The sequence below is a fragment of the Rhodococcus sp. BH4 genome, from assembly GCF_002079265.1.
In the GTDB taxonomy this organism is placed as follows: Bacteria; Actinomycetota; Actinomycetes; order Mycobacteriales; family Mycobacteriaceae; genus Rhodococcus_F; species Rhodococcus_F qingshengii.
Window position 1 is genome coordinate 1,593,321 of record NZ_CP014941.1, and the last position, 26,684, is coordinate 1,620,004.

At 62.1% G+C, this 26,684-nt stretch carries 23 protein-coding genes; 9 read left to right on the plus strand and 14 right to left on the minus strand.

Annotated elements, in window-relative coordinates; all coding sequences use genetic code 11:
• Window positions 1–7: 7 nt before the first annotated feature.
• Window positions 8–433, plus strand: coding sequence for an NUDIX hydrolase (locus A0W34_RS07455; RefSeq protein WP_007730102.1), 426 nt, complete (start codon window positions 8–10; stop codon window positions 431–433).
• On the opposite strand, the gene A0W34_RS07460 is transcribed toward A0W34_RS07455, so the two are convergent.
• From A0W34_RS07460 to A0W34_RS07475, 3 genes are all read right to left on the minus strand, one after another.
• Window positions 390–1,769 carry a hypothetical protein gene (locus A0W34_RS07460; RefSeq protein ID WP_223304380.1) on the minus strand — a complete coding sequence of 460 codons (1,380 nt, stop codon included), beginning with the start codon at window positions 1,767–1,769 and terminating at the stop codon, window positions 390–392. The genes A0W34_RS07455 and A0W34_RS07460 overlap by 44 nt on opposite strands.
• Before the next feature lie 67 nt (window positions 1,770–1,836).
• The gene (locus A0W34_RS07470; RefSeq protein WP_075832576.1) at window positions 1,837–3,264 is read right to left on the minus strand and encodes a hypothetical protein; all 1,428 of its coding nucleotides are present in this window, start codon (window positions 3,262–3,264) and stop codon (window positions 1,837–1,839) included.
• Window positions 3,265–3,273: 9 nt separating this feature from the next.
• Window positions 3,274–3,909: a TetR/AcrR family transcriptional regulator gene (locus A0W34_RS07475; protein WP_042926208.1), complete on the minus strand. Its 636-nt coding sequence runs from the start codon at window positions 3,907–3,909 to the stop codon at window positions 3,274–3,276.
• A gap of 128 nt (window positions 3,910–4,037) precedes the next feature.
• Here A0W34_RS07475 and A0W34_RS07480 point away from each other — a divergent pair, with 128 nt between their 5' ends.
• From A0W34_RS07480 to A0W34_RS07490, 3 genes are read left to right on the plus strand one after another with little or no spacing between them, the layout of a single operon-like run.
• Window positions 4,038–5,306: a cytochrome P450 gene (locus A0W34_RS07480; protein WP_003945041.1), complete on the plus strand. Its 1,269-nt coding sequence runs from the start codon at window positions 4,038–4,040 to the stop codon at window positions 5,304–5,306.
• Between the two features lie 46 nt (window positions 5,307–5,352).
• The gene (locus A0W34_RS07485) at window positions 5,353–6,105 is read left to right on the plus strand and encodes an isocitrate lyase/PEP mutase family protein (RefSeq protein ID WP_007730096.1); all 753 of its coding nucleotides are present in this window, start codon (window positions 5,353–5,355) and stop codon (window positions 6,103–6,105) included.
• A 2-nt stretch (window positions 6,106–6,107) separates the two neighbouring features.
• The gene (locus tag A0W34_RS07490; protein ID WP_029254792.1) at window positions 6,108–7,127 is read left to right on the plus strand and encodes a DUF2804 domain-containing protein; all 1,020 of its coding nucleotides are present in this window, start codon (window positions 6,108–6,110) and stop codon (window positions 7,125–7,127) included.
• Between the two features lie 88 nt (window positions 7,128–7,215).
• On the opposite strand, the gene A0W34_RS07495 is transcribed toward A0W34_RS07490, so the two are convergent.
• Window positions 7,216–8,454 carry an HNH endonuclease signature motif containing protein gene (locus A0W34_RS07495; RefSeq protein ID WP_081557541.1) on the minus strand — a complete coding sequence of 413 codons (1,239 nt, stop codon included), beginning with the start codon at window positions 8,452–8,454 and terminating at the stop codon, window positions 7,216–7,218.
• 198 nt (window positions 8,455–8,652) lie between these two features.
• Here A0W34_RS07495 and A0W34_RS07500 point away from each other — a divergent pair, with 198 nt between their 5' ends.
• Window positions 8,653–8,805, plus strand: coding sequence for a hypothetical protein (locus A0W34_RS07500; protein WP_003941486.1), 153 nt, complete (start codon window positions 8,653–8,655; stop codon window positions 8,803–8,805).
• A gap of 90 nt (window positions 8,806–8,895) precedes the next feature.
• Here A0W34_RS07500 and A0W34_RS07505 read toward each other — a convergent pair whose 3' ends face one another.
• The 7 genes from A0W34_RS07505 to A0W34_RS07535 form a co-directional block, all read right to left on the minus strand.
• The gene (locus A0W34_RS07505; RefSeq protein WP_081557542.1) at window positions 8,896–10,518 is read right to left on the minus strand and encodes an amidohydrolase; all 1,623 of its coding nucleotides are present in this window, start codon (window positions 10,516–10,518) and stop codon (window positions 8,896–8,898) included.
• Window positions 10,519–10,527: 9 nt separating this feature from the next.
• Window positions 10,528–12,705, minus strand: coding sequence for an AAA family ATPase (locus A0W34_RS07510; protein ID WP_081557543.1), 2,178 nt, complete (start codon window positions 12,703–12,705; stop codon window positions 10,528–10,530).
• 21 nt (window positions 12,706–12,726) lie between these two features.
• On the minus strand, window positions 12,727–13,557 hold the full coding sequence (locus tag A0W34_RS07515; RefSeq protein WP_029254795.1) for a CDP-alcohol phosphatidyltransferase family protein: 831 nt from the start codon (window positions 13,555–13,557) through the stop codon (window positions 12,727–12,729).
• A gap of 59 nt (window positions 13,558–13,616) precedes the next feature.
• Window positions 13,617–14,330, minus strand: a complete 714-nt coding sequence (locus A0W34_RS07520; protein WP_003941540.1) for a phosphatidylserine decarboxylase — start codon at window positions 14,328–14,330, stop codon at window positions 13,617–13,619.
• Between the two features lie 72 nt (window positions 14,331–14,402).
• Window positions 14,403–15,422, minus strand: a complete 1,020-nt coding sequence (locus A0W34_RS07525; RefSeq protein WP_007733712.1) for a DNA polymerase III subunit beta family protein — start codon at window positions 15,420–15,422, stop codon at window positions 14,403–14,405.
• Window positions 15,412–15,864 carry a hypothetical protein gene (locus A0W34_RS07530; RefSeq protein ID WP_003941524.1) on the minus strand — a complete coding sequence of 151 codons (453 nt, stop codon included), beginning with the start codon at window positions 15,862–15,864 and terminating at the stop codon, window positions 15,412–15,414. Before A0W34_RS07530 ends, A0W34_RS07525 begins: the two co-directional genes overlap by 11 nt.
• 34 nt (window positions 15,865–15,898) lie before the next feature.
• On the minus strand, window positions 15,899–16,369 hold the full coding sequence (locus A0W34_RS07535) for an SRPBCC family protein (RefSeq protein ID WP_003941500.1): 471 nt from the start codon (window positions 16,367–16,369) through the stop codon (window positions 15,899–15,901).
• Window positions 16,370–16,558: 189 nt separating this feature from the next.
• Between A0W34_RS07535 and A0W34_RS07540 the strand changes: the two genes are divergently transcribed.
• Window positions 16,559–17,950 carry an amino acid permease gene (locus tag A0W34_RS07540; RefSeq protein ID WP_021333985.1) on the plus strand — a complete coding sequence of 464 codons (1,392 nt, stop codon included), beginning with the start codon at window positions 16,559–16,561 and terminating at the stop codon, window positions 17,948–17,950.
• Here A0W34_RS07540 and A0W34_RS07545 read toward each other — a convergent pair.
• On the minus strand, window positions 17,922–19,175 hold the full coding sequence (locus A0W34_RS07545; RefSeq protein ID WP_042926583.1) for an NAD(P)/FAD-dependent oxidoreductase: 1,254 nt from the start codon (window positions 19,173–19,175) through the stop codon (window positions 17,922–17,924). The two genes, A0W34_RS07540 and A0W34_RS07545, sit on opposite strands and share 29 nt — an antisense overlap.
• A gap of 786 nt (window positions 19,176–19,961) precedes the next feature.
• Here A0W34_RS07545 and A0W34_RS07550 point away from each other — a divergent pair.
• A complete protein-coding gene (locus A0W34_RS07550) occupies window positions 19,962–20,669 on the plus strand; it encodes a hypothetical protein (RefSeq protein WP_147307994.1) in 708 nt (235 codons plus the stop codon).
• 212 nt (window positions 20,670–20,881) lie between these two features.
• On the opposite strand, the gene A0W34_RS07555 is transcribed toward A0W34_RS07550, so the two are convergent.
• Window positions 20,882–22,342: a wax ester/triacylglycerol synthase domain-containing protein gene (locus A0W34_RS07555; protein WP_064443291.1), complete on the minus strand. Its 1,461-nt coding sequence runs from the start codon at window positions 22,340–22,342 to the stop codon at window positions 20,882–20,884.
• Between the two features lie 1,428 nt (window positions 22,343–23,770).
• A complete protein-coding gene (locus A0W34_RS07565) occupies window positions 23,771–24,919 on the minus strand; it encodes a PucR family transcriptional regulator (protein WP_064443504.1) in 1,149 nt (382 codons plus the stop codon).
• 82 nt (window positions 24,920–25,001) lie between these two features.
• Here A0W34_RS07565 and A0W34_RS07570 point away from each other — a divergent pair, with 82 nt between their 5' ends.
• Window positions 25,002–25,787, plus strand: coding sequence for an HAD-IIA family hydrolase (locus A0W34_RS07570; protein ID WP_064443292.1), 786 nt, complete (start codon window positions 25,002–25,004; stop codon window positions 25,785–25,787).
• Between the two features lie 80 nt (window positions 25,788–25,867).
• On the plus strand, window positions 25,868–26,425 hold the full coding sequence (locus A0W34_RS07575; protein ID WP_019744475.1) for a DUF6764 family protein: 558 nt from the start codon (window positions 25,868–25,870) through the stop codon (window positions 26,423–26,425).
• Window positions 26,426–26,684: the final 259 nt, after the last annotated feature.

Sequence of the window (26,684 nt, forward strand, 5' to 3'; positions counted from 1 at the left end):
GGACGACGTGAATTCGTCGACACCCACCACGATCATCCGTACCGCTGCCCTTGCACACATTCGTGACCGCAAGCTGATCCAGACCCGCTCCGTGGGCAAGACGGCGTTCTACATGGCCGGCGGAAAGATCGACCCGGGGGAGACGCCCGAGCAGGCACTGCACCGCGAAATTCGGGAGGAACTCGACGTCGATCTGGTCGACGGGACGGTCACGTTCCTCGACGTCTTCGAGGCTCACGCTTTCGGACATTCCGCGGACACGGGCCTGCACATGAGTTGTTATCTGGCGGAGATGGCCGGAGACCCGCACCCGACCAGCGAGATCGCCGAGTTCCGCTACTTCACGCTCGCCGAGTACGCAGCGATGGACGAGGTGGCGCCCGGATCGCTCAAAGTGTTCCATCGCCTGGCGTCGATGGATCTGATCGACTGATCGGCGGAGGAACGGATCGATTGATCCGCCCCAATCGGAGACTCACGTAGGCGCAGACGGCCACGATGATCAGCGCCACGGCGTCGAGTATCAGAATGTCGGTCGAGATTTCGAACGGGCCGACCGTCGTGATGCCGTTGAAGGGCTTGTTCTCGTCGAGCGGCGTGTACGCCGTCCATCCGTAGTCGAACTGCGGATAGACGAGCAGGGCCAGCGCCGTCGGGCCGAAGATGACACCGAGTCCGACGAGTGCTCGCGACGCTCCGGTCCGCGGTGGCTCTCGGTACATCGCGCTGGCGATCGCGTATGTGACGACCGCAGCGGTGAAGGCGACAAGAAGATCGCTGATCGTGAGAACGTCACCGATCTTCGGCGACGGCGACGTGGCGTAGCTGACGATCCCGGCGACCGTGACCGTCAGGAGCAATCCGTAGCCGACGACTCGCGAGGGAGCGATCGCGCCGATCGCTGCCGCGGCGACGATGACGAGTCCGATCACGACGGCGGTGGAGGCGGGGGTTTTCGACCATTCCATGGCTTCGGTTGCGGGACGGTTCGCCGAGACCGCCGCCAGAGTTGCGACGGCAGCGGTACACATCAGCAGGATTCGACTGCCGTCGCCCAGCACCCGCGCGCAGATCACCGTGATCACCAGCGCGACGAGTAGTAGAGGCACCGCCGCCGTGACGGTGGTGATCTCGAACCACCAATTCGCAGCGACCCCGAAGAGAGTGAGCACCGCCGCGATAGTCACCGGTCGAACGGCCATCCGTTCCTTGGGGTGGTCCTTGTCGAAGTCGTGGAACCAGAACGCGGCGACGCAGGCGGCGGCCAAAGCGAGCGCGAGCAGTGTTGCCCCCAACACTGGTGGTTGAAACTGGTTGGTGTTGTCGGCGATGTAGTCCGCGTACCGCCGAGGAATAGCGTCTTCGTCGAGGAGTGAATCCGAGACATGCACGGCAACAATCGTTCCCGCGACGGAAGCGGCTCGGACCCGGGGAGCGGCAGCAACCGTGACCGCGCCGACAGCGACTCCCGCACCCACGGGTGAGAGTGCCTCGAAGTTGTGATCGTAGAGCCCGGGCAGTTCGAGTAGGAGTCCACCGAAGACCGTCATGGCCGCGGTCCGCAAGCGGCAGCGGGCCATCATCGCGGCTGTCCCGACCGCGACGACAGCCAGAACGCCGGCGCCGATCGTCGAGATCGACCAGAACCTGTCGCCCGTCGAAATCGACGTCGACTGGCTGTTCACGAACGGTGCCAAGGCGACGACGGTGACGACGAATGCCGTCACACCACTCAGCGCGACGAGCAGCGTCCTGCGGGCGATGGGCACTGCTCCAAAATAGTCAATCCGGTACCAGTTGCACCGCAATAGCAGGTCTCAGTCCGGTGACGGTGTGTCAGTCGACTGGCTCCGGTTCGATCCGAGATTCCGTGGTGTCGAAGGGTGGATGGGACCGTCGGAGGATCGCTGCACCGCAGAAGCCGATGATCAAGGCGAAGAGGATTGCAGCGCCGACGGTCTGAGGGGTGACGTAGTCGATGGTGATGCCTATTCCGCGTCCGAATAGTCCTCCGTTGGCGCTGACGTGCGCCGGGATGGGAAGTTCCATCAATCGCTGAATGTCTGCCGCTGTCAACTCTGGCGGCGCGGTGAGCTGATCGGTGAGAATGGCGATCGACGAGAAGGTCATTGCGGCAAAGGGAATGGCGAGTCCGAGTGTGGCGTCGACCAGGCTGCCGGGAGCCAGGGCACCGAACAGCAATCCGGCGGCGAGACCCAGCGAGGCGATCTTCAGTGCGATTGACCAGACACCGTGCGTGGAGTCGAAGGGCAGTAGTTCTGACAGCGGTACCGCAACGAGAACGGCGATGGGAACGAGGTTTGGCACCTGCTTGTGCAGTCGCAATCCGACGGCGACCGGCAGGGCTGCGAAAAGCACCAGTACCCAGGGGGACTTCAGGTCTCCCCAGTGGCCGGAACCCTTCGCGATGTCGACGAACAGCGGAGCCGACGCAGCGGCCAGAGCGGTTGCGGCCCAGAGGAACTTGCCACCAGCACCGGAGGTGTCGCCGAGACGGTAGGCGGCGATCCATGTCAACGCGAGCGCAGCGCCCGCTGCCAAGACCATGACGATCCAGGCAGTTGCCTCGGACGCGTACTGCTGGCGATCGATCACGGCGCCGAGCACTCGATGCCCGATCGCCAGCGCGGCGATCACCACGAGCGCGATGCGGATTTCGCCCGCGTCGGGCTTGCGGATCCGGAAGCCGGATTGCGCGGTCACTGCACAGGCGATTGCTGCTGCGGCCGTGGCGCCGATCAGCCACCACGACGGCTCACCTACCGAAGACGTACTCATTCGGCCCGTCCCGCCGGCGAACGTGCGAACCGCGAGGAAGGCGGCAAGCACGCCGAGGAGGGTGGCGTTCTTCGTGGCGGTGCGATCCCAACTGACGGCAACCACACAACCCAGAATCGCGCCGGCTGCAACACTTTTGACGATGATCACGGCGATCAGCAGGTCCAGTGACGCAACCTCGGGCACGACTGTCCGAATGATCGCGATGACGGCGACCCCGACGGTGATCGCGATCCAGGCTGCCCGACGGGAGCCGCGACGCTGTGAGAGTGCGCAGGCAAGTACGGCAACCACGGCGCCGAGCCCGACAGCAGTCGGTCCACTGCTGATCCAGCGATCTACTTCCGACGGGGAGGCCACGATGGCCCAGTCACGGACAACCGGATTGGTCAGGGCCAGCGCCGCGAGTATCCCGGACAGGAGCGCAGCGACGGTGGTGAGGATCGCTCGAAGATCGAGTGGCATCGGGCCAACCTATCGCGGCGCCGCGACATCGGTCGTGGGCGGCGTGAGTGCCGGAAACCAGATGTCGGTGAGAACGTCTGCTGCGACGTCCGCACCCGCGGTGATCGCGCCCTGTTCCGCCCAGCGAATGAAGAAGCGCTCGACCTGTGTCAGCAGGAGTTCGACCCGGAGTTTCGCCTCGTCGTGTCGGCTCTGCGGCCAACGGGCGAGGTACGACGGCATCGCGTTGGGCAGTGCAGAGATGCCTTCGCGGGCCAGTGTGCGGAACTCGGGTTCGAGGACCATGGCCTCGTCCCACGCCCGCATCATGTGGTGGTGATCGCGGCACCAGTCGAGAGCGCGGTTGATCCAGCCGGCGAATTCTTCGCGCGAACCGGAATCGAGTACGTGGTCGAGATCCTGGAATATGGCGAGGGTGCTGGATACGACGGTGTTCGAGCCGAGCGCCTTGAGGATGTCGATCTTTCCGGGAAAGTGCAGGTAGAAGGTGGCTCGGCTGCAACCGACCCGGCCGGCGATGTCCTCGACGGTGACAGCCGCGTATCCGCGTTCGGTGAAGAGCGCGCCGGCGGCATCCACGAGGTCTGCGCGGGTTCGCTGCTTCTGCTTCTCTCGCAGCGTCAGTCTGCCGGAGGTATCTGTCATTACCAGGATCCTAGTGCCGCGGGGGCTCTCACGGGTCAGTTGCACGAGACTCTCCGTCTTTCACTTGACAGTCCGTTAGTGAAAGCTACTCTGTGGTGTAGCGCACATTCGACCGATCAGAGGACGCCATGACCATCTCGGACACAACACGCACGCCTGACCTGCCGGCCGGATTCGACGTCACCGATCCTGCTGTCCTCGGGGAGCGGATCCCTTTCGAGGAATTCGCCGAACTGCGTCGCAACGCACCCGTGTGGTGGTGTGAGCAGCCGCCGACGGTCGGTGGATTCCAGGACGAGGGCTACTGGGTGGTCTCGCGTCACGCTGACGTCAAAGAGGTCAGCCAGCGCAGCGATGTGTTCTCGAGCTGGGAGAACACCGCGATCGCGCGTTTCGCCGACGACATGCCACGTGAGGCCGTCGAGATGCTCCGGCATCTTCTGCTCAACAAGGATGCACCGGAGCACACCAAGCTCCGCAAGCTGATTTCGAAGCTGTTCACGCCTCGCGCGATCAACGGCATGCGCGACGAATTGGATCGTCGTGCACGGAGCATCGTCGACACCGCTGTGAGCGAAGGCCCGGGCGACTTCGTGAAGCAGGTTGCCAGCGAGCTGCCGCTCCAAGCGATCGCGGATCTGATCGGTGTACCGCAGGACGATCGGGACAAGCTGTTCAAGTGGTCCAACGAGATGATGGGCTACGACGACCCGGAATACCAGGGTGATCCGGCAGTCGCGTCCACCGAGGTCCTCGGATACGCGTACCAAATGGCAGACGCACGTCGTACCTGCCCGGCAGACGACATCGTCACCACTCTGGTCCAGGCCGACATCGACGGCGACTCCTTGAGCCCGGAGGAGTTCGGGTTCTTCGTGCTCATCCTGGCGGTCGCAGGGAACGAGACCACTCGCAACGCCATCACGCACGGAATGATCGCGTTCCTGGACAACCCCGAGCAGTGGGAGCTGTACAAGAAGGAACGTCCCAAGACGACGGCCGACGAGATCGTCCGTTGGGCGACACCCGTCACCGCCTTCCAGCGCACCGCGCTCGAGGACACGGAATTGGCAGGAGTGTCGATCAAGAAGGGGCAGCGCGTGGTGATGCTGTACAGCTCCGCGAACTTCGACGAGGACGTCTTCGAGAACCCGATGACGTTCGACATCACTCGTAACCCCAATCCGCACTTGGGCTTCGGCGGAACGGGCGCGCACTTCTGCATCGGTGCCAACCTCGCTCGTATGGAGATCGACTTGATGTTCAACGCGATCGCCGACAACGTCCCGGACATCACCAAGATCGGTGATCCGCGCCGTCTGCGCTCGGGTTGGATCAACGGCATCAAGGAGTTCCAGGTCGATTACAAGAGCACAGGCTGCCCGGTCGCTCACTAGAGTCGGTAGGTGAGAGGTACACCCCACGATCTCGAGGAGCCACCGCATGACTTCGATCAACGACAAGGCAACTGCTCTATTGGCGTTGCACCAGCCAGGTAATCCGGTCATTCTCCCGACGGTATGGGACGCGTGGTCGGCGAATCTTGCGGTGGCTGCCGGTTTTGCAGCCCTGACGGTAGGCAGTCATCCGGTTTCCGATTCCATCGGCAAGCCGGACAACGAGGGCATCACCTTCGACGAACTTCTGCACCGGATCAAGCAGATCACCGGTGCGGTCGACGCCCCGATCTCGGTGGACATCGAGGGTGGTTACGGGCTCGAGCCGGCAGTTCTCATCGACGGGTTGATCGATGCCGGCGCTGTCGGACTCAACATCGAGGACACCGTTCACAGTGAAGGCGGACGCTTGCGCGAGGCGCAGGAGCACGCCGACTTCGTGGGTGGGCTTCGTCAGGCCGCCGACGCAGCCGGAGTTCACGTTGTCGTCAACGCGCGCACCGACCTGTTCGTGAAGCAGGTCGGTGACGAGTCCGATCGCGTCGATCGCGCCATCGCACGCCTCAAGCTGGCGGCCGACGCCGGCGCCGACGTTCTCTACCCCGTCGGGCGCCATGACGACGCGACCCAGCGCCGCCTGACGTCCGAGCTCCCACTTCCGATCAATGCGATCGGAATCCCGGATCAGGACGACCCGGCAAGTTTCGGTCCGCTCGGAGTGGCACGTGTGAGCTTCGGTCCGTTCTTCCAGATGGCATTGGCCAACCGTGCGAACGAGATCTTGGGACGCTGGAAGTAAGAATGCAGACACTGATGTCGCCCGGCCCGCTTCTCGACGATCGCGGACATTTGGTCGAGACGGGTTGGGCCCCATCGGAGATTCGCAAGTATCGACGCTCTGCGATCACCGCTCCCAAGTTCCGGATCAAGGAGTGGGACTACTACTGCGTTCTCACTGCGGATTACGGCATTGCGTTGACCGTCGCCGACAACGGGTACATGGGCTTGCTCGGAGTCTCCTGGCTCGATTTCCGAACACCACACGAGATCACCGAAAACGTGATGCTGCCGTTCCCGATGGGAAGGCTCGGTCTGCCCGAAAGCGCGGACGACGGTGATGTGGTGGTGTCGAAAGGTAAAGCTCGCTTCGAGTTTCGCCATGTGGACGGTGGGCGCCACCTGATTGTCGACTACCCGGCTTTCGACGGTGGGCGAGGCCTTCATGCCGATTTGTTCCTGGCGAGTCCTGCCGATGACCGGATGGTGATCGCCACACCGTTTCCGAAGGCGTCCCGTTCGTTTTACTACAACCAGAAGATCAACTGCCTGCCCGCTGCCGGGACCGTGCGAATCGGGAGCGACGACTTCACATTTCGCTCGGAAGACTCGTTCGGCGTTCTCGATTGGGGCAGGGGAGTCTGGACTTACGACAACACCTGGTACTGGGGTTCTGCATCCGGACTGGTGAACGGCGAGCGGTTCGGATTCAACATCGGTTACGGCTTCGGCGATACTACGGCGGCCAGCGAGAACATCGTGTTTGTCGGAGGGCGGGCCCACAAACTGGACAGGATCGACTTCGGCATCCCGCAGGGAACGTACGACGGCGCTCCGTGGAACTTCTCGAGCAACGATGGTCGCTTCGAGATGACTTTCGAGCCGATCATCGACCGTGCCGCGACTTTCGACGTCGGGGTGCTGCGTTCGATTCAGCATCAGGTGTTCGGAAAGTTCTCCGGCACAGTGATCCTCGACGACGGTACCTCCGTGGTGGTTCGAGATCTCCTCGGATTTGCCGAGGAGGTTCGGAACCGCTGGTAGGCCGTACGTCTCCGCGAAGATGACGGAACGCAGCATGAGCACCGGAGCATGATCGTGCCCCGGTGCTCGCGTCTCGAGTTGTTTCACTTCAGGCGGCTGTTGGTGGGCTGTTCCCGCCGATCGGCCGCTGGAACGGATCGATCGACATCGGTGGATAGAACACCGATTTCCGATCCGGGCCGATCTCCACCCGCCACTCCGTGTGGTGCAGCGTCCGATGATGATGACCGCACAACAGAATCAGATTATCGAGATCCGTTGGGCCACCATCGTTCCAGTGAACAATATGATGGGCATCGCACCACCCCGACGGAGTCCCGCACCCCGGAAACGCACACCCACCATCACGAACCGCCAACGCCCGCCTCTGCGGCACCGTCGCTGTTCTCGCTTCCTTACCGCACTCGAGCGGAACACCATTCTCATCCAACAAAATCCGCGTCACGGTGCAGTCGCACGCCAACATCCGCGCGGTATCGATACTGATCGGACCTACCCAATCCGTCCACGCGAAACCCAGTTCTTCAGTCGACGGCAAGAGGTCTTTCAGCGCCTTGAGGTCTGTCATGTCTTTCGCGGACGCAGTCACAGTGATGTGCGGTTTCACCCCGCCCTCGATCGGACCCAACCCCGCCCGCTCGTACCGGCGCAACAATTCGCAGAACCCGTCCGCCCGTCGTAGCGCCGGAGTACGCGTGTCCTTCACACCGTCCTTCTCCGGCGTCGGCGCAGACAGACTCGACAACAACGTGATCAACCGTGCCCCGTTCACCGCATCCAGATCACCCTTCACCGACACGCGCCCGTACAAACCTTTCGACGCGTAGAACTCGTTACGCTCCGAATCCTCGCCGACCGGGACGCCGTCCTCACGGTTTCCGTACTGCTTCTCGATTCGGCGGATCGCCGCCCGCACCGCATCACAATCGGCAATGTTCTTCGACGCCAACCCCAACAAGATCCCGCGAGCCTTGTCCACATCCGCCGGCGTCATGTTCTTGGGTGGATGCTGACAAAACGACGCCACCTGACGGGCTTTCAACGCATCAACGTCACCGCGGTGAAACGCATCGCCCACAACGGGTTCGAGCATCAACAACCGCGCCAACCCGACCAGCAGACTGCACTCACCGATCTCCAGATTCGTCGACCCGTGCAGCCATTGCGCGATCGCCCGAAAACCCTTCCCGCCGAGAACCTCCCGGGAAAACATCTCCACGATCAGCAGCACCATCCGCGACTGCAACTCGTGTCGGGCGCGCACCAGATCGAGAACCTCGCTCTTGAGGTCCTCGCTATCCAGTTGCCACGCTTCCCGACTGTCCATGCTGAAAGTCTAATCGAACAAAGTTTCGAACACAAGACTTGTATCTCGAAAACTGTTCCTATGCAATAATTTTCGACAATTCCGATTTTTGGGACTTTTCGGATCTTCATTCGATTTGCGGCAGGCAATCTCGACTGCCTCATTGCATGGACTCTGCTGACGCCGAGCACTCGGCATACATTCCGGCTTCATGTTGACGTGGACGAGGGCACTTGGACGCGTGGCCGCGCATGGGCTCTGTCGATTGCATTGGTTGCCTTGCCGTACTACCGCGACACGAACGAGCAGATCACGGCCTGGGCGAAACATGCGATCGCTCAGGTCGTTGACGACATCCGCACCGGACCCTGAGACCACTTGCGCCGTCTCCGTTTTCGCAACAATCCTTGGAACTCGAGCAGAGAAGGTTATCGGCCTTTGTCCACGGCGTTCGGCGACCGATCAGCCGATCGCGCTCAGGTCTCCGTACACCGTCCGACCCTCCAGGATGGTGGCGAGCACCGTGATGTCGGCCAGCCTGGTCGGCTCGACGTCGAGGGGATTTGCCGACAGCACAACAAGATCCGCGTAGGCACCGGGAAAGATGGACCCGATGTGATCTTCGCTGAACAGCTGCCACGCGGCGTTGACCGTGTGGGCGCGCACTGCGGCATCCACGGGGATCCGTTCCTGGGGTGCCACGACGCGGCCGCTGGGCGAAAGTCTGGTGACGGCGTCCTGCATATTCCGTAGCGGATTGGCGGGGGTGACGGGACCGTCGTTGTGGAAGGTGAACCGTTGCCCGGCTGCCAGCGCAGAACCTGCTGCGGCCCAGACGGATCCGTATTCGGGGCCGAACAGGTCATCCACCAGAACGTCACCCCAGTAGTGCAGGTGGTCGATGAAGATGCTGACCGTGACGCCCAGTTCCGCCGCGCGGACGAACTGATCCGGACGCATCGCGCCGACGTGTTCGAGACGCAACCGGTGATCGGGCCGGGGGTGCTCCTTCAGAAGTTGCTCCCACGCATCGAGAACCATGGTGATCGCGTCGTCACCGTGGGCGTGGCACGCCATCTGCCACCCTTTGGCGAAGTAGGCGGAACTGATGTCGTGGATCTGTTCGCCGGTGTAGTTGGCGTGCCCGTGCGTGCAGGCGATCCCGAGCGCGCGGGTGGCTTCGGTATCGAGATACGGGAAGCTGGTGGCGATGTTACCGACCCACGGTGAACCGTCGGACCAGACCTTGATGCCGATCTGGCGCACCAGGTCGTTTCCGTCGCCCGGTGACGCCTCGGTAGTGCGCGCGTCGTTGGACATCTCGTAGAGCCGCAGGCGGGTGGTGAGGAGTCCGGCGTCGGCTATCGCTGCCAGGGCGGGCCGCATCTTGGGGTCGAACGACAATTCGGCGATGGTGGTGATTCCCGCGGCGTTCAGCCGGGCGCATTCGGCCGCCACCAGTGCGGGGAAGTCGTCACCGATGGTGACTGCGTGGCCCGCGACTGCGAACACCGCAGGCATTTCGTACGCGGCTCCGTCGAGTGCGCCCGTCGCGTCGTGGCCGTACGATCCGCCGATCGGATCGGGGGTATCGCGGGTGATGCCGGCCTGCACTGCTGCCGCCGTGTTGAAATACGCGACGTGTCCCGAGTTGTGCATGATCACGAGGGGGTACTCCGGCGCTGTGGAGTCCAGCCAGTCGATGGTCGGATCGGGTAGGCCCTTCTGCAGCAACGGGTCCCAACCGTTCAGAGAAGCGCCGGCAGCACCTCGCGAACGAACAGTGTCGACGACGGCAGCAACTACGGCATCCGCCTCGGCGATCGTGACAGGCCGGATGTCGACGACGTCAGGCCCGAGAACGATGGCTTCTTCCAGGGGGTGACCGTGCGGTTCGATGAACCCCGGCAGAACAGCGGCACCTCCGACGTCGACGACGCGGGTATCCGGCCCCACCAGTTTCTCGACGTCCGTGCGCGCGCCGACGGCTGTGATCCGGCCGCCCGTCACGGCGAGCGCCTGGGCGCGTGGTGATTCCTCGTGCATGGTCACGATGTCGCCGTACAGAACCAGATCAGCAGCCATGGTCAGTCCTTATCGGTTGTCCGCGTACGCCTGTAGGTGTGCCACCTGCTCGGGATCGAGTGAGGGACGTACCTTCTCACGGGCGGTTGCCACGTCCGCGGCCGTCACGTCGGCCGCGTCCATGCTCCGACGCATGGCGGCGAGTGCAGCCTCACGCAGGAGAGCCGAGCAGTCTGCTGCCGAGTATCCCTCGAGATCGACGGCCAGAATGTCCAAATCGACATCTTCGGCGAGCGGTACCGACTTGCCGGAAGCACGCAGAATCGCTTTGCGGGCCTCCGCATCCGGCGGCGGTACGAATACGAGACGTTCGAGTCTGCCGGGGCGCAAGAGAGCCGGGTCGATCAGATCCGGTCGATTGGTGGCGCCCAACACCACGACGTCGCGTAGCGGTTCGACGCCGTCGAGTTCGGTCAGCAACGCGGCTACGACGCGATCCGACACCCCGGAGTCGGAACTTTGACCACGACGCGGGGCAAGGGCGTCGATTTCGTCGAGGAAGATCAACGACGGCGCCGAATCGCGTGCGCGCTGGAACAACTCTCTTACGGCCTTTTCGGAGGCGCCGACCCACTTGTCCATCAGCTCTGCGCCTTTCACGGCATGAACGCTGAGGTGCCCCGAGCTGGCAAGGGCACGAACGAGATACGTCTTGCCGCAGCCAGGAGGGCCGTAGAGGAGCACGCCGCGGGGTGGGTCGACACCGAGGCGCGCGAAGGAGTCGGGGTGCTGCAGCGGCCACAACACCGCCTCGGTGAGCGCCTGTTTGGTTTCGACCATGTCGCCGACGTCGTCGAGGGTGACGCTGCCGATCGACAGTTCTTCGGTACTCGAACGAGACAGTGGCCGAATCACTTCGAGGGCACCGACAAGATCTTCCTGCGTGATCTCCGGAGAATCACCGGATTTGGAGGCCCGCGTCGCCGCTCGCAAGGCAGCTTCACGGCAGAGCGCCGCGAGGTCGGCGACCACGAATCCCGGTGCGAGCGAGGCGATGGCGTCGAGTTCGAGGGTTCCGGTGGGCACGCGGCGGAGCAGGAGTTCGAGCAACGCCTTGCGGGTTGCGCCGTCCGGCAGGGTAAGTGCGAGTTCTCGATCGCAGAGATCCTGGCCGCGAAGGCGCGCGTCGACGGTCTCCGGATGGGCGGAGGTCGCGACGAATGCCACGCCCGGGGTTGCGACGGCGCTGCGCAGTTGTTCGAGGATCAGTGCGGATACCGGTTCCGCGGTGGCCGGAAGCAGAGCGTCGATGTCACTGATCAGCAGTACACCACCGCCGCGCACGGCAGCAACGGCGTCGACGATTCGCTGCAGGCGGGTATTCGCCTCGGTGGCACCGACTCCCGGGCCGTCGAGTTCGACAAGTTTGCGCGAGGACAGGACCGAGCGGGCCAACGTGGCTTTGCCCACGCCGGCGGGGCCCGTGATGAGGACGCCGAGGTGCGGTGAGGCGCCGAGCGTACGGAGCAGTTCTGGTTCGTCGAGTGCCAGGCCGAGCCACTCGGTCAGCTTGGCTGCCTGCGCCTGCGCGCCGACGAGGTGATCCAGCGGAACCGACGGTGCAGGCTCGATTGCGACGGCGGCCGGACTGGAAACAAGCGCACTCGGTGTCAGTGTGCCCGCCGAGCCGGAACCCCAGTTGACCGCCGAATTCGGCTGGACGCTGACCGGACCACCGGCAGGTTCGACGGCCGTGACGGTGAGCAGTTCGGATGTCCACGCGACGCCGAAGGTACGGGAAAGCGCTTGGGTGGCTTCGGAAGTGCTCGTACCCGGACCGAGATCGCGGGGGAGGAGCGAGACCGTGTCGCCGACGCTGACGACCTTGCCCAGAAGGGCTTGTCGCAGAACCGTCGAGCTGATCGAATTTGTCGCCATGGACGAGCCGGTGACGGAGACGGATCGCGCTCCGTACACCGTCACCGGACCGACCACGACGGAAGAGTTCTCGGTCAGGCCGACGTTCGACATGGTGACGTCGTCGAGAAGGATCGTGCCTGCCGGGGTTCCGGTGGGCGCACGGCCCGCGACGGTCGCGGTGCCGCGGGCTCCCATGAGTGCGATGGCATCCCATTCGCGGATGCCCAACGCCGCCAACGCTTCGGGGTGCAAGCGCACTACCCCGCGGCGTAGGTCGGCGGCAGAGGTGTTGAGTCGAACGGTGAGGGCGAGTTCCGGCGAAGTCACCTCTCGAGAGTACGTCGTGGACTAGCGGGGTCGCCGCAATCCGAGTCGAGCGGCCGAGCGGCGACCACCGACGTTGGGTTGGCGTCGGATCGCGCGGCGTTCGGAAGGCTTGATGTCCCAGGTTTCGGGACGTGCTGCCACCCACCGCTTCGAGTGCACGGCAAACGGGATGTGCACCAGGTAGATCGCGATGAGAACGATCAGCAGGATGTACGGGTAGGTGATGAGTGCGGCTGCAGCCAACGTCACCAGGACGAGCAGGCCGGCCGCCATGTGCGGCGGCACGGATACCGACTTCATCGCCAGCGTCGGGATGCGGCTGACGATCAGTGCAGCCGAGAAGAGCGTCCACACGATGACGACGAAGTGCGAAGACCACCAGCCGTCACCCCACTGAGCCGTCGCGGCCAGGGGAGTGAGGGCGATGAGTGCGCCGGCCGGAGCCGGAACGCCGACGAAGTACTCACGTGCGTACGCGGGGACGTCGTCGTCGTCGAGCAGAGTGTTGAAACGTGCGAGTCGCAACACGATGCTGACCGCGTAGATCAACGCGATGATCCAGCCGATGCTGGTGCCGTCCAGCAAGGTCACGTACAGGACCAGGGCCGGGGCGACGCCGAAGGAGATGGAGTCGGCCAGTGAGTCGAGTTCGGCGCCGATCTTGCTGGTGGCGTCGAGCAGTCGCGCGATGCGGCCGTCGAGTGAATCGAGGACGGCAGCTGCGCCGATCATCGCGAGCGAGGTACCGGGTTGTCCGTCGAGAGCGAATTTGACGGCGGACAGCCCGGCGCACAGCGCCAGGATGGTGATGACGGACGGCAGCAACCGCACCGCCTGGGTGCGTTTGGGCATCTTCGCGCCGGGTTGGGCTGCTCCCGGCTTCTTCACGGCTGACTTCATCTTCGGCGTCTTCACGGCAGTTGCGCGATAACTGTTTCAGCACCGATCGTGCGTTGTCCCGGCTCGACCAGGAGTGTGGTTCCGGCGGGGAAATAGGTGTCGACGCGTGAGCCGAAACGGATCAGTCCGTACGTGTCGCCGATCGGCAGGACGTCACCGACACCGGCGTAGCAGACGATGCGGCGTGCAAGCAGTCCCGCGATCTGGACAACCGCAACGTCGTGACCATCGGCGGTTTCGATCAGCATGCTGTTGCGCTCGTTGACCTCGCTGGCGTCGGCGAGATCTGCGGAGAGGAACTTGCCTGCCTGGTGAACGACCTCTTTGACCGTTCCACCGACAGGGCTGCGCTGGACATGCACGTCGAGAACCGACAGGAAGATGCTGACGCGCGGGCGCGGCTCGCTTCCGAGATTGAGCTCGGCGGGCGGAACGGCGTTGTCGACCAACGCCACCTCGCCGTCGGCGGGTGCGACGACGACGCCGATGCGGTTGGGCGGCACCCGGTGCGGGTGACGGAAGAACGTGGCGCATGCGGCGGCGGTGGTCAGACCGGCTCGGCGCACCCACTTACGGTTGCGGCCCAGAGCTGCAACTCCCAGCGGGGCCAGCACGAACGGCAGGCCGGCGGGATGAAGTGGCGGAATCGCATGGCGAACCAGATCGACGATATGTCCGATCCCGGTGGGTTGCGGGGTTCCGGGGGGTGTGGGTCGGCGTGCCACAGGCTCCTCTAACTACTCGGTAGGTCTTCTGCTGGTCGCACTGACAGTACGGGGTGGTAGAGCATCCATAGATTACGTGAACGCCTTCTCTCCTACAGGCTGTAGTGGCATCAAGTACGAGTAGTACCCGACACAGTCGCCGGTGCGTATCGCCAGCGGGAGCGTCGCACCGCTTACTCGGATCACCAGTTGCCGCCCCGGTTGGGCTGCGGCGGCGTCGCGCAGTCGCTGCCGGTCGACCAGTACTCGGAACTTCTCACGGGGATCCGTTCCGCCCGGATCCACCCGGGCACCACCGTCTTCGCCGACGCTGACGACGGCACTGTCCTCGGTGCCGTTGAGCAGGGCGGCAAGGTGGTCGCCGCTCAGTTCGACGGCGTTGTGGTGCTCGCGCAGGATTCGGTGATCGGGGAACTCTCCGTCCTCGATCAGGGGGCTGGACACCTCACCTCCCGGATACGACGCAGTCACCGTGCGCGCGGAGAAAGTCAGCGTCACGACGCCGGCGACGTCGCGCAACAATCGCGCGAAGGTGACGGGAACGACAGCGGACACCGTCAGAGCGGAGTGAACTTTCACCTCGGCGACCGCGAGCCGGAACTGATCAGTGGTGACAAACGCAGCGACGCCGTCGTGAATGTCGAGGTGGACGCCGCGAAGTATCGGGAACTCCGATTCCTCGTTCACGGCGAACAGCACGGCGTCGAGTGCGCGTCGTAGATCCCACGAGTCGATGTCCACGCCGCCGGAGATAGGTAGCGCGTCGATCAGGCGGTGGATTCGTCCCAGTTCGGCCCGGGCGTCGGCGAGACCGTCCTCGAGGTTGCGCAGATGGGCGTCGAGGCACGAATGGGGTTCCGGTCCGGTCAGGACGGCCATCATGTCGCGGATCGGAACACCGACGCGCCGCATACCGGCGATCACGCGTGCGTCGCGGAGTTGGTCGTCGGTGTACCAGCGGTAACCGGTGTGCGGATCGACGGAATGCGGGACGAGCACGCCTTCCTTGTCGTAGAACCGCAGCGCGCTGATCGGGAGCGCCGACGCCCTGGACATCTCGCCGATCGTCAAGAGGGCGGAACTAGTGGTCACGGATCAATTCTGCCCGCAGTCGCTCGATAGCGCCCCTGATCATCCGGCCGTAACCGTCGTCGGCGAGTGTGCCGACCGACGCCTCGGCCTTCGTCAGATGCTCGACGGCCTCGGTGTCGCGTCCGAGTTTGCGGTAGTCGGCAGCCAGGTTGAGGTGCAGCGATGGATAGAAACCGGCGACCTGCAGCGATGCGTGGTGTTCCTGGGCTCGCGCGTCGGTCAACGAATCGGCAGCGTCGAGGGCGCGCAGGTCCCAGCAGAGCTCCTGAGCCGGGTCGTCTTGAACGTCGGCCATGTAGTGCGCGAGGGAGACGATGTGGAGCGCATCGGGGGCGGCGCTGATCTCTTCCCACACCTTCTCGAACGCAGAGCGAGCCCCGGCTCGATCGCCGGAGCTCGCCAATTCTTGTGCCTGCGCTATCTGTGTCATCACGGGATCCATGGAACGGATCCTGATGCCTCGACCAGGTCGAGGGTCAAGCAGAGGTGCGTGCAGCCGCCTCGGCCTCGCTCTTCACACGCTTCAAGGTGGCATTCATGCCTTCAACGAGCTCGACCTCGAAGTCGGCGTTTCCGCCCAGGACGGTCTTGACGAGGAACTGCGAGACCTTCGACGTTCCGGTGGGAGCCTCGCGACGCTCGGTCACTTTGGTGCCGGTAGCGGTCGGCTCGAGTTCGTAGGACCAGATCGTGCGGTTCTCCGCGATGCGGAACGCCACCGACTTGTTGGGCTCGAAGCGAACGACCTTCGACGACGTCGGCCAGACCAGCAGGCCCTTGCGGTTGACGTTGATCGTCTTGGCGCCCTCACGCACGGTCCCGCCGATTACCTTCATCACCTTGCACTGGGGGCTCCATTCGCCCATGCGCTGCAGGTCGGCGACGATTGCCCACACGTCCTGCGGTGATGCGTCGATGTCGATGCTTGCTTCGAGGGTGTTGGACACAGTCTCTCCAGTCGAGTTGATGCTACGTAAAGTTACAAACACTTTTGTCGATCGTAAGCGATCCGTCAATGGACCATGTGTGTCAGGTCACTGTACGGCCGTCCAACAGGGTCGTGCGGGAACACGCGCGGTGGTAGCGGACAATGGTTCGCGCACGTATGACGATCCATCCGACTGGAGTACCGAGAAGTGAACAGCGACGCCGCGACGCAGGATGGCCTCAAGCGAGGGCTGACAGCGCGCCATATCCGCTTCATCGCCCTCGGATCAGCCATCGGAACCGGACTGTTCTACGGCAGCGCCGAGGCCATCAAACGAGCCGGCCCGTCGGTGCTCCTGGCCTACCTGATCGGCGGTATCGCGGTCTACCTGGTGTTGCGAGCGCTCGGCGAGATGGCGGTCCGTAACCCGGTTTCCGGTTCGTTCAGCGAGTACGCGAACAAGCACCTCGGACCACTCGCCGGTTTCATGACCGGGTGGACGTACACGTTCGAGATGGTGATCGTGTGCCTCGCCGACGTCACCGCCTTCGGCCTGTACATGCAGTTCTGGTTCCCGGACGTACCGAGATGGATCTGGGTTCTGGCTGTCGTCTTCTTCATCGGCGCGATAAACCTGTTGAGCGTCAAGGTGTTCGGCGAACTGGAATTCTGGTTCACGCTCGTGAAGATCACCGCCATCATCGCGATGATCGCCGGCGGCATCGCGATCATCGTGTTCGGATTCGGCGTTCACGACACCGATGCCGGAATCAGCCACCTCTGGTCGGACGGCGGGTTCTTCGCGACGGGCTTCGGCGGATTCGTCGCGTGTTTCGCGATCGTCATGTTCGCGTTCGGTGGCACCGAGATCATCGGTATCACCGCGGGCGAAGCCGAGGATCCGGCGCAGACCATCAGGAAAGCCGTCAACACGGTCCCGGTGCGCATCATTCTCTTCTACATCTGCACCCTCGCCGTCATCATGGCGATCATTCCGTGGCAGACCATCAACTCCGACAACAGCCCGTTCGTCCAGATCTTCGAGAACCTCGGATTGGGAACGGCCGCATCGATCCTCAACATCGTCGTCATCACCGCAGCCCTGTCAGCCATCAACAGCGACGTTTTCGGTGCGGGTCGCATGATGTTCGGAATGTCGCATGCCGGCCAGGCCCCGCAGGTGATGAAGAGAGTCTCCGCCAACGGTGTTCCGTGGATGACCGTTGTCATCATGACCGTTGCCCTGTTGGTGGGAGTAGTGCTCAACTACCTGATCCCGGACCAGGTGTTCCTCGTCATCGCCTCGCTGGCGACCTTCGCCACCATTTTCGTCTGGATCATGATCCTGCTCTCGCAGTTCCGTTCCCGCGCTCAGATGAGTGCAGACGAAACAGCGGCACTGAAGTTTCCAGTGCCGCTGTGGCCGTACGGTCAGATCTTCGCGATCGTGTTCCTGGCTTTTGTCATCGTGTTGCTCGGCGTCATCGCCGATACCCGAGTTGCGCTGCTCGTCGGCGCCGGATGGCTGGTTCTGCTGACGGGCGCGTACTACAAGTGGGTGAAACCGGCTGTCAGCGCAGCGGATCGAAGTGACTCATGACGGTCGGCGTCTGAGCACCGGTCATCGAGTCGGCCACCATCTTTCCCGTCAACGGACCCAGAGCGATTCCCCACATCCCGTGGCCACCGGCGACGTGCACGCGCGGCGAGCGCGTGGCTCCGATCAACGGCAAGCCGTCGGTAGTGCACGGTCGTGATCCCACCCATTCCTCTTCCCGCGCAGTCCAGTCGATGCCGCTGAGCATCGGCTTGGCCGCATCGATGATCGCCTGCACGCGGCGCGGATCCAGCGGCGCGTCAGGGCTGCGGAATTCCATCATTCCGGCCACTCGGAAGCGATCGTGCAACGGAGTGCATGCGACGCGCTGGGTGGGGAAATACACAGGGTTCTTGGGGAGGTGCTCGGGCTTGACGCTGAAGCTGTATCCGCGTCCGGCCTGCACCAGTTTGCGCACACCGAACGGTGCTGCGAGCTTGTTCAAGCGGGCACCGCTCGAGATGACTACGGAGTCACCGTCGCGTGAATCACCGTGTGCACTGCGAACAGTGACTCCGCCGACCCGATCGTCGATCTGCGTGACGTCGAAACCGCTGACGATTTCTCCACCGCGTTCACGAACCGCGTCCGCCAACGAGTTCACGAACAACGGGGGATCGATGAAACGCTGATTGCGCAGGCGCAAACCGGCTTTCACACCCTGGCCGAGTGAAGGCTCGAGCGAATGAATCGCGTCGTAGTCGAGGAGGTCGAAGTCGACCTCGCCGCCCGCGGCCTCGACGTGATGGAACTCGTCCACCAAAGTCTGTCGGTCCTTCTCGGATGCAAACGCGGCGAGGAAAGGATCGGCCAGGCGGGTCAGCTCTTTGACGCCACCGTCGGCGAGTTCGTCATACGCGCCCAAGGCTGTTCGGTTGACCTCGGTGTAGACCGACATCGCTTCCTGCCACTTCGACGGAGTGCAGTGGCGCGCGAACCCGACCAGGAACCGAATCAGCTTCAGGTCGGTGGTCAGTGGCACGTACACCGGTGACGACGGGCTGAGCATCGCGCGCAAGCCGTATTGGAGCACTGCGGGTTCGGGCAGCGGAAGCGTCAATGCGGGGGCCAGCCAACCGGCGTTGCCCCAGCTCGCGTCGGCCGCGACGCCGTCGCGATCGACGACGGTGACCTCGACTCCACGTTCCTGCAAGAACCAGGCCGTCGACAATCCGACAACACCCGCACCGACCACGACCACACGATCGGGGCTTTGACGAGTTCCCATGACGCACTCCTTCTACAGACTCTGCTCGAACCGAGACGCCGGTCACATCCGGCTCTTCTCTCAAGCATGAATCGCAGGGGTGGCAAAAGGACTGGCCGTTCGGCCACAGCTTCGGGGAATGCGTTGTGCGAGTGCACAGCCCTCGCTTGGGAAGCGAATCACAGTGAGTCGATTCGTGAATGCACTGGAACTTTTGAATTAATACTAAAGTATTAACCATCTCTGGAATGAGCTGCGTTGTTAATACTTTAGTATTAATGTTTCGCTGAATGTTAGTTCCTTGGTATTAGTCGCGTGCAAATCCTCGATGTAAGTGGGGTCGCCGTTTCAAGTTGTCGAGAGATTTCTTTCAAAAACTGTTACAAGTTCTAGTAATTGAGGTATGGTGACGGTCATCACATAAGCGGCAAATCGTGAATGGCTTTCAATCGTCGATCAGCTGTTCCAACTTACCGCTCGGTGTGAGCATCCAGTGGAATTGGTGCTACCAAACCAGCTGATTGGAGGTGGTTTCTCACGGTCGGACGTCATCTTTTTCGGAATCGAGACATGATTCCCGGGTGATGTCGTATCGCTAATCTCCGTTGTCAAGATTTCGGTCGTGCATCGGTAGTGAACAAATCCTATCGTGCTGCGCACGGCCTCAAAGACTTCCCCTTCGCCGCGAAACTTCCGGTGATGCGGAGGCTGTCAATGCAGTAGTTCAACTTTGCTCGAACTGCGTTTTGGCAGGAAGTGCTATCAACGCTATAAACCGATCCCGAAAGGGAATGAGGAGTAGAAGATATGCATGTTTCAACGGCAAAACGTACGGTGGCCGCTCTAGCAGTAGTAACTGCTTCGGCGGGCATGGTATTCGCAGCAGTTGCACCGGCGTCGGCAACTGCAGGTACGACGGTGACGAGCTATAACCAGGCGTGCCGCGCTGTAAGTGTTGGGCAGACCGTGGATCAGGTAGTTCCAACCTCGGTCACGGCTAACCACGTCACTGTGAATGCCACGCCCGGGGTAAATTCATACACCCTTCAGCCCGGTTCAGCGACGACACCCAGCAGTTCTGGCGTCTCGGGTGTCACATTCCTCGGCATTGATGACGTCAGGCTTGTCTACCGCTATGACCCAGCGACGTTCGTCGCAGGATCGGCCGCACTGGTGGCCGGTTCCGGTTCGGGCTACACAGGCACGGTCACTCTCACCGATACCGGATCGCAACTGATCGTGGACGGTGCGGATGTCGGCGTAGGCGTGACATACCAGCTTCCGAAGATTAGTTTCCAAACTCGGAACAGTGCGTTGGACGTGAAGTTCGACACTCAGGGCACCGCGGCCCAGATGTATAACTTCTCGGCGAATTACTTCCGTTTCACATCGAAGGCGTCAGTGCCTATCTTCGGGACAGTCAGTGCGCCGACCTCATGCATTCCCGCCAATGCGGTGGGTGCGACCGGTAGTTACCCGGCACTGAATTCGGGTGCGGGCGTTCTGCATCCATAGTCAATCCGGACCCCGGTGATTAGCAGCGCTGCCTGACACCCCACTCAGGCAGCGCTGTTTTGCGTAGTCTTGTGCGTGAGTGCCAGAAGTGTGTGCCGGGAGGCGCTTCCAGACCATGTGGATGCGAGTTACGTGCAGAATTACCCGCTCGACAAGAATCCCGACCTACCGCAGTGGTAGGCCGGGATCGTAATGTCTTGGTGAATAAGGGATCAGGATGCGATGACGGTCGAGTTGCTCTCGAGCTCACGCGTCTTTGCGGCTTCCTTCAGTTCCTCGAAACTCGCGCGAAGCAACTCCAGGTAGTGGCCTAGATCTGGCATCGTTGCGGCGTCTGCAATAACGTTGAGCGTTAGGTTGCCGCCACTCGCAGCTACCATGAAGTGCCGCAGCCCGTCACCGTCGACCGGTGCTTGATTAGCGAGTACGGCAGTGCCAGTTGCCCCGTTCAGGGTCAGTCCGTTGACCGAGAGCGGAATGTTACTCACCATCGTGTGCTGATACCGCGGCCCATCCGGGCTGTAGTCGTCATGGTGACGTGAATATGCCATCAACCGCGCTATCGGAGCGGGTAGGGTCTCCAACACTGTGCTCATCCGCCGGACCGCTGTGTGGGACGTACGGGCCTTCTCCGAGCGTGCAGACTCTGCGATGAGAGCGAGTCTCTTCAGCGGATCCGTGATCGTGGTGTGCATGTTCACGGACAGATTCACCAATTGGTTTGCGGACTCCCACTCCTCTTGCTTGCGCATGGACCGCGGAACCATCGCGAACAGAGAACCTCGAGGCGCTTCGCTCTTCTCGGTAAGGTATCGCGCCATCGCGCAACCGACCACAGCCAGAAGGACGTCGTTGACAGTCGCTCCGGGGACTGCGTTCTTCACATGCCGAACCTCGTTGCCTGCGAGGATGATCGGCTCCACCAATGCCGACCCGCTTACCTTGCAGTTGAAGCGGGTGCTAGTACTTTCGTAGATGCACTCGTCCCATTCTCCAGCACTCTTCGCCTCGACTACCGCACGGGCAGCAGCCCGATTGCCCGGAATGCTCTTGGCGAACTGGATAAGTTGGCCGGGGAAACTCAGCGCTGATCGCGTGAAGAGACGTCCCCGTAGGAACCGTATTGCAGGTGCTGATTTCCTCGGCCGTTGCGCATCCGAAAATATGGCTTCACCCAGCATTCGGATCGCGATTCCGTCGGCCGCGCTGTGATGAGACTTGAGCACAACCGCCGTCAGCCTGCCGGGTAGAGCGTCAAGCCCCTCGATCCCCGTGAAAAAGTGCAGTTCCCACGGTGGGCGGCTGAGATCCATTCTCGAGGTCAGCAGGGCGCTGAGCATTTCTTGAAATGGTGCCCAACCCGGCTCGGAAATCGCGTTGACCCGCACGTGGTCGCCCACATCCAGGTTGGGGTCTGGAACCCAGTACGGATGGCCGAGTCCCAGTGGCGTGTGCTGGATTCGGTGGGTGAACATGCGATTGTGTCCGAGCCTGGCGGTGACCCAATCGACGGCTTGCGCCTGCGTGAATTCTGCGGCTGGGTGCTGAGATGTTTCGAAGAAGTACACGCCGACCAGATGCTTCAGGTGGCCGGCGGACTCGTTGTAGACGAAGTCCGCGTCTCGCGGATTCACCTGTGTGACAGCCGCATCCAGCAGGTTGGGCAGTCTCATGTCGAACTCCTCACGTGGCGGGTGCCGGATCAAAGTGTCCGTGCCCCGGAACTCTCGTGGCCCGGAACTCTCGTGCCTGGAAAACTCTCGTGCTTGGAACGCGAAATGACCCCCGAGGCGAATTGGAGCCTCGGGGATCATCGAAGTTCAGAGTAGAGAAGTTGCACCAGAGAATTTACTTCTGCAGAATGGTACTTCCCAGGCCGGTCAACTCTATGGTCCCAGTAGCCCAGGCGATCAAACTGGTGATATATCTTTGCAGCATTGTAAATCACCTTTCCTTAGAGCGGCGTCGGCGTGTACGCGGACAGGGTGTTGAGATACTTCGCGAACGTACCTACTAGGTCGATTGAGCCAAATCCCACCAGATCCGACAGATAGCTCATTGAAAGATCGAACATTATTGTCTCCTCTCCCGACTACGGGGCAACGGTCGAGCCGAGGGCGGTCTGAATGCTTCCACCAATACCTGCAGAACCGCTAGCCATTAGGTTGATGGCTGCGGAGATAGACTTGAAGATGCCGTCGACTATTGCCTGCACATAAACGAACGGGGGAAGCAATGATTGCGAATCAATGCTCGTGACTGCGTCGATGATACTTGCTGTATCCACTATGCTAACGCTCCTTGCGGTAGATTTTTATCACGGTAGGAAATTCTGTTGAAGTCAGCCGAGTGGGGGTTGCCAGTCGAAGTCGACTGACGCCATGGAGCCTCTGTATACGAGCAATGAAATGATCTGCAAAATTATCGGTTCCTTGAGGTAAGGCACCATCGATCCTAGATCCATCGTTTACTCCTGTCGTTGGGTGATGTTCTGAAATGGATCAGGGTTGCGATGAGCCGGTCTCGATTAATCCGGCTAGCGAGCCGGTGGCGCCCTCGATGCCGGGCACTAGGGATCCGCTCCATACATTGTCCAGTAATCCGGTGAACAACGCAGCCGTTGCTTGAAGGAACATTGCGATCATATGAAGTTCCATCCTTTCGATAGATCTGGAAGACTTTTTGTACATCGGCGCATGCTTGTTGCATTCCACAAAGAGCAGGTTCGACTAGTGCACGGACCCTTGCGATCGTTCTGCTAAGAGATCCGTGTGGCGTTCGGGGTCTTATGTGGCGTGACGAGAATGAGGTTAGCTCGAGCAAGTCCACTTTGACTAGGAATTTGTAGAACCAAACTGAAACGTGTTTCATTTATGCTGGTCAGGCAACCAAAATGGCCTATTTGGGCCGTGAGAGGAAGATCTTGCGGAACGCTAACCAGATTGCAAGATTGATGATTGCCGAATTGCTGGGTTTTGGGAATCGTGGCCGGTAATTATGACTTTTGGCGGACTGGTCGTTAATACTTTTGGGTGATATTTTGTCGAATACCTCCCAAAGTGGAGCGGCACGGGAGATGCTCCGATACCTTCTTCGCCGGCTCAGGAACTTCGTAGTTTGAACTGAAGCATCAGGATCAGTCGAGTGTCCGCGTCGCTCAGGTCAACCCCGCACATCTCCTTGCAGCGGCGTAATCGATTGCGGAGAGTGTTGGGGTGAACATGCAATGCTGCGGAAGAACTCGCGACATCACCGCCCTTGTCGAGGAAGGTGTGGGCCGTTGCGACGAGTTCGCTTCCATGTCGACGGTCGTACCCTTCCAGGGCGTGCATAGGTGTGGCGGTGCTCAGTCCGTCGAAGATGTCGGCAACATGTAAGGCCAGTACCGACGCCAAGGTGTCGTTCATACCCGCGACAATCCCGCCGGACCGGTTGTGTCGCAGCGCGCCCAGAACATGGTCGGCGTCGGCGCGTGACAAATGGCATTCGCTGGCTGATTTCACGGTGCGGCCCACCGCAACGGCAAGTTGTGCTCGTGTGCGGGCGCGGCTGAGGAAGTCCTCCAACAGTCGGCGGGCGTTCGCTTCGTCAGCGGCGACAACAAGGTACGTCGAGTCGATCAACTGTGCGATCACGGCGTCGACGGCCAGAGTGTCCAGGTACAAGCTCAAGGAGGCGACCAACCCCGCCGGCAGTGGTCCCGCGACGGTTCCGACGGCGACGACGGTGAGCGGGCCTGCCAACCGCAAGTCGTCTGCGGCGCGGAATGCGGGTTCGCCACCGCCGATCAATGCTTGGACGCGCTGGGATTGGCGACGGCGTGTGCTGTCGACCCGGTCACGCTCCGAGGCGATTCTCCCGGCCACGACAGATACCGCGGAACGAAGTATCGATTCCTGTGTGGGCGTCGGTGATCCGGCCAGTGCGACCCAGATCGAGCCGACGGGGTGATCGTTCTCGCGAACTGCGATAACCAGTCGCGGCGTGATCGAGGGGTCTTCGAGGTCGACGTAGATGGGATCGCTCTCTCGGTGAAGCCGATCGAATACTCCTGCATCGGAGAGTAATTGGCGGAATCGGCTGGGTACCTGCCGACCGAGGATCGTGCCGATGCGAGCTTCGTCCACGGCCTGCTCGCCGCCGGAGTACGCGAGAACCGTCGAGTTCTCGTCCTCGATCGTGACGGGAGCGCCGAGCAATTCGGCCAGAGAACCGGCGACGGAGAAGAGGTCGTCGTCGCGCAGGTCCATGGGTGGGAGCCTACTGAGCGATCGACGGATTTCGGGTTTCGACGCCTCGGCAGGACCTCGATGGCGAATATAGGCTGGTGCAATGGCCGACATCGAAGGTGTTCTGTTCGATATCGACGGAGTCCTGCTCACGTCCTGGCAGCCGATCGAGGGAGCAGGGGAAGCAGTACGCGAAGTTCGGCGGCGCGGATTGGCCTGTGGGTTTCTGACCAACACCACCTCGCGCAGTTCGACACTCATCGCGCAGGGGTTGTGCGACGCCGGTATCGAGGTGGAGGCGAGCCAGATAGTTACTGCCGCCAGGCTCACGGGGGAGTACGTGCGGGCGACGTACCCGGACGCGAGGGCGTGGGTACTCAATCACGGTGACGTGTCCGCCGATCTCGAGGGAATCGAATTCGACGACGCCGATCCCGAGGTCGTGATTCTCGGCGGCGCCGGCCCGGAGTTCACCCACGAGGCGCTGAGCAGAGTGCTCGAACTACTGCTCGCCGGAGTGCCCGTCGTCGCGATGCACCGCGGGATGATGTGGGAGACGTCAGGTGGCCTTCGAATCGACACCGGAACGTACTTGCCCGGCTTCGAGGAAGTGGCGGGTGTAAATATCGCCGCGGTGGGTAAACCGTCTCTCACGGGGTTCCTTACAGCCACGGAGCTGATGCATGTCGAACCTGAGGCGACGGTGATGGTCGGCGACGATCTGATCGGGGACGTCCTCTCCTCACAGCGGGTCGGCCTGACCGGAGTTCTGGTGCGCACAGGCAAGTTTCGGCAAACAGTGCTCGACCTCTCGGTTCAGAAGCCCGACCACGTCATCGATTCGGTCGCGGATCTTCCGGCCCTTCTCGGGGTCGTCCTCGAGGCTTGACCAGGCGGGGGTGACGGACTTCACTCGAGCGGGTACTCTCGCGCCCGAATCCAATGAACTTGTTCCACGAAGGAGTTTCTATGCCCTTGATCTCGTCAGTCTGGTTCCGCCGCTCATCCTCTCGAGTCAGCGGAATTTCCAGTAGTCGGTTGGGGGGCCGCCTGGCGAGAACAGGGGCTGTGATGACTGTAGGTATGGGGCTCGCCGCCGGGCTGGCGCTGACCGGTGCGGGAGCTGCTTCGGCAGCCCCCGTCACGTGTGTCTCGCCGCCGTCGGCCAATGACATCCAGGTCTCCGAGACCGCGAGCTGCGGCGCGCAGTCCGTCGGAGCCGGCCGTTCGCAGGCCGGTGCCGCCGAGAGCGGTACCGCTGTGAGCGTCGCCGCCGACAACGGCTACTCAAATTCATATGCCAACGGCTTCGGAACCGCGCTGGGGGCTTCTCGCGGTAACGGTCAGGCGCAGGCATTTGCACTCGGCGGCGGTATCGCGCGGGCCGGGGCGGCTGACGGAAATGTCACCTTCGCCATCGCTGGTTACGGAGCGGGCGCTACAGCCGATGCCAATGGCGTCGACTGCGTCGGAGTGCTCTCGTTTGCGGTCAATTTGAGTAACGGACAGTTCTGCATCGCGGGCTGAGGCTCAACCTTGCACTCGGCACGCTCGAGTGCTAAAAATGCAGTTGGCACTCGCGAACCGTGAGTGCCAGGTCGAGGCAGTGAGACCGGGAACCATAGACACCCCCGGTCGTCCGTCGCGGGCACTGACTAGACCACAGGCGTAGATGGGTGACCAGGCAAATCGGTCGCCCGTGTAATGAGGTGACCGGTCAAACGGTCGCCTTGTGCCGATGAGGTGACCCGACGAGCGGTCACCTTGTGTGTCACCCCCTATCCGG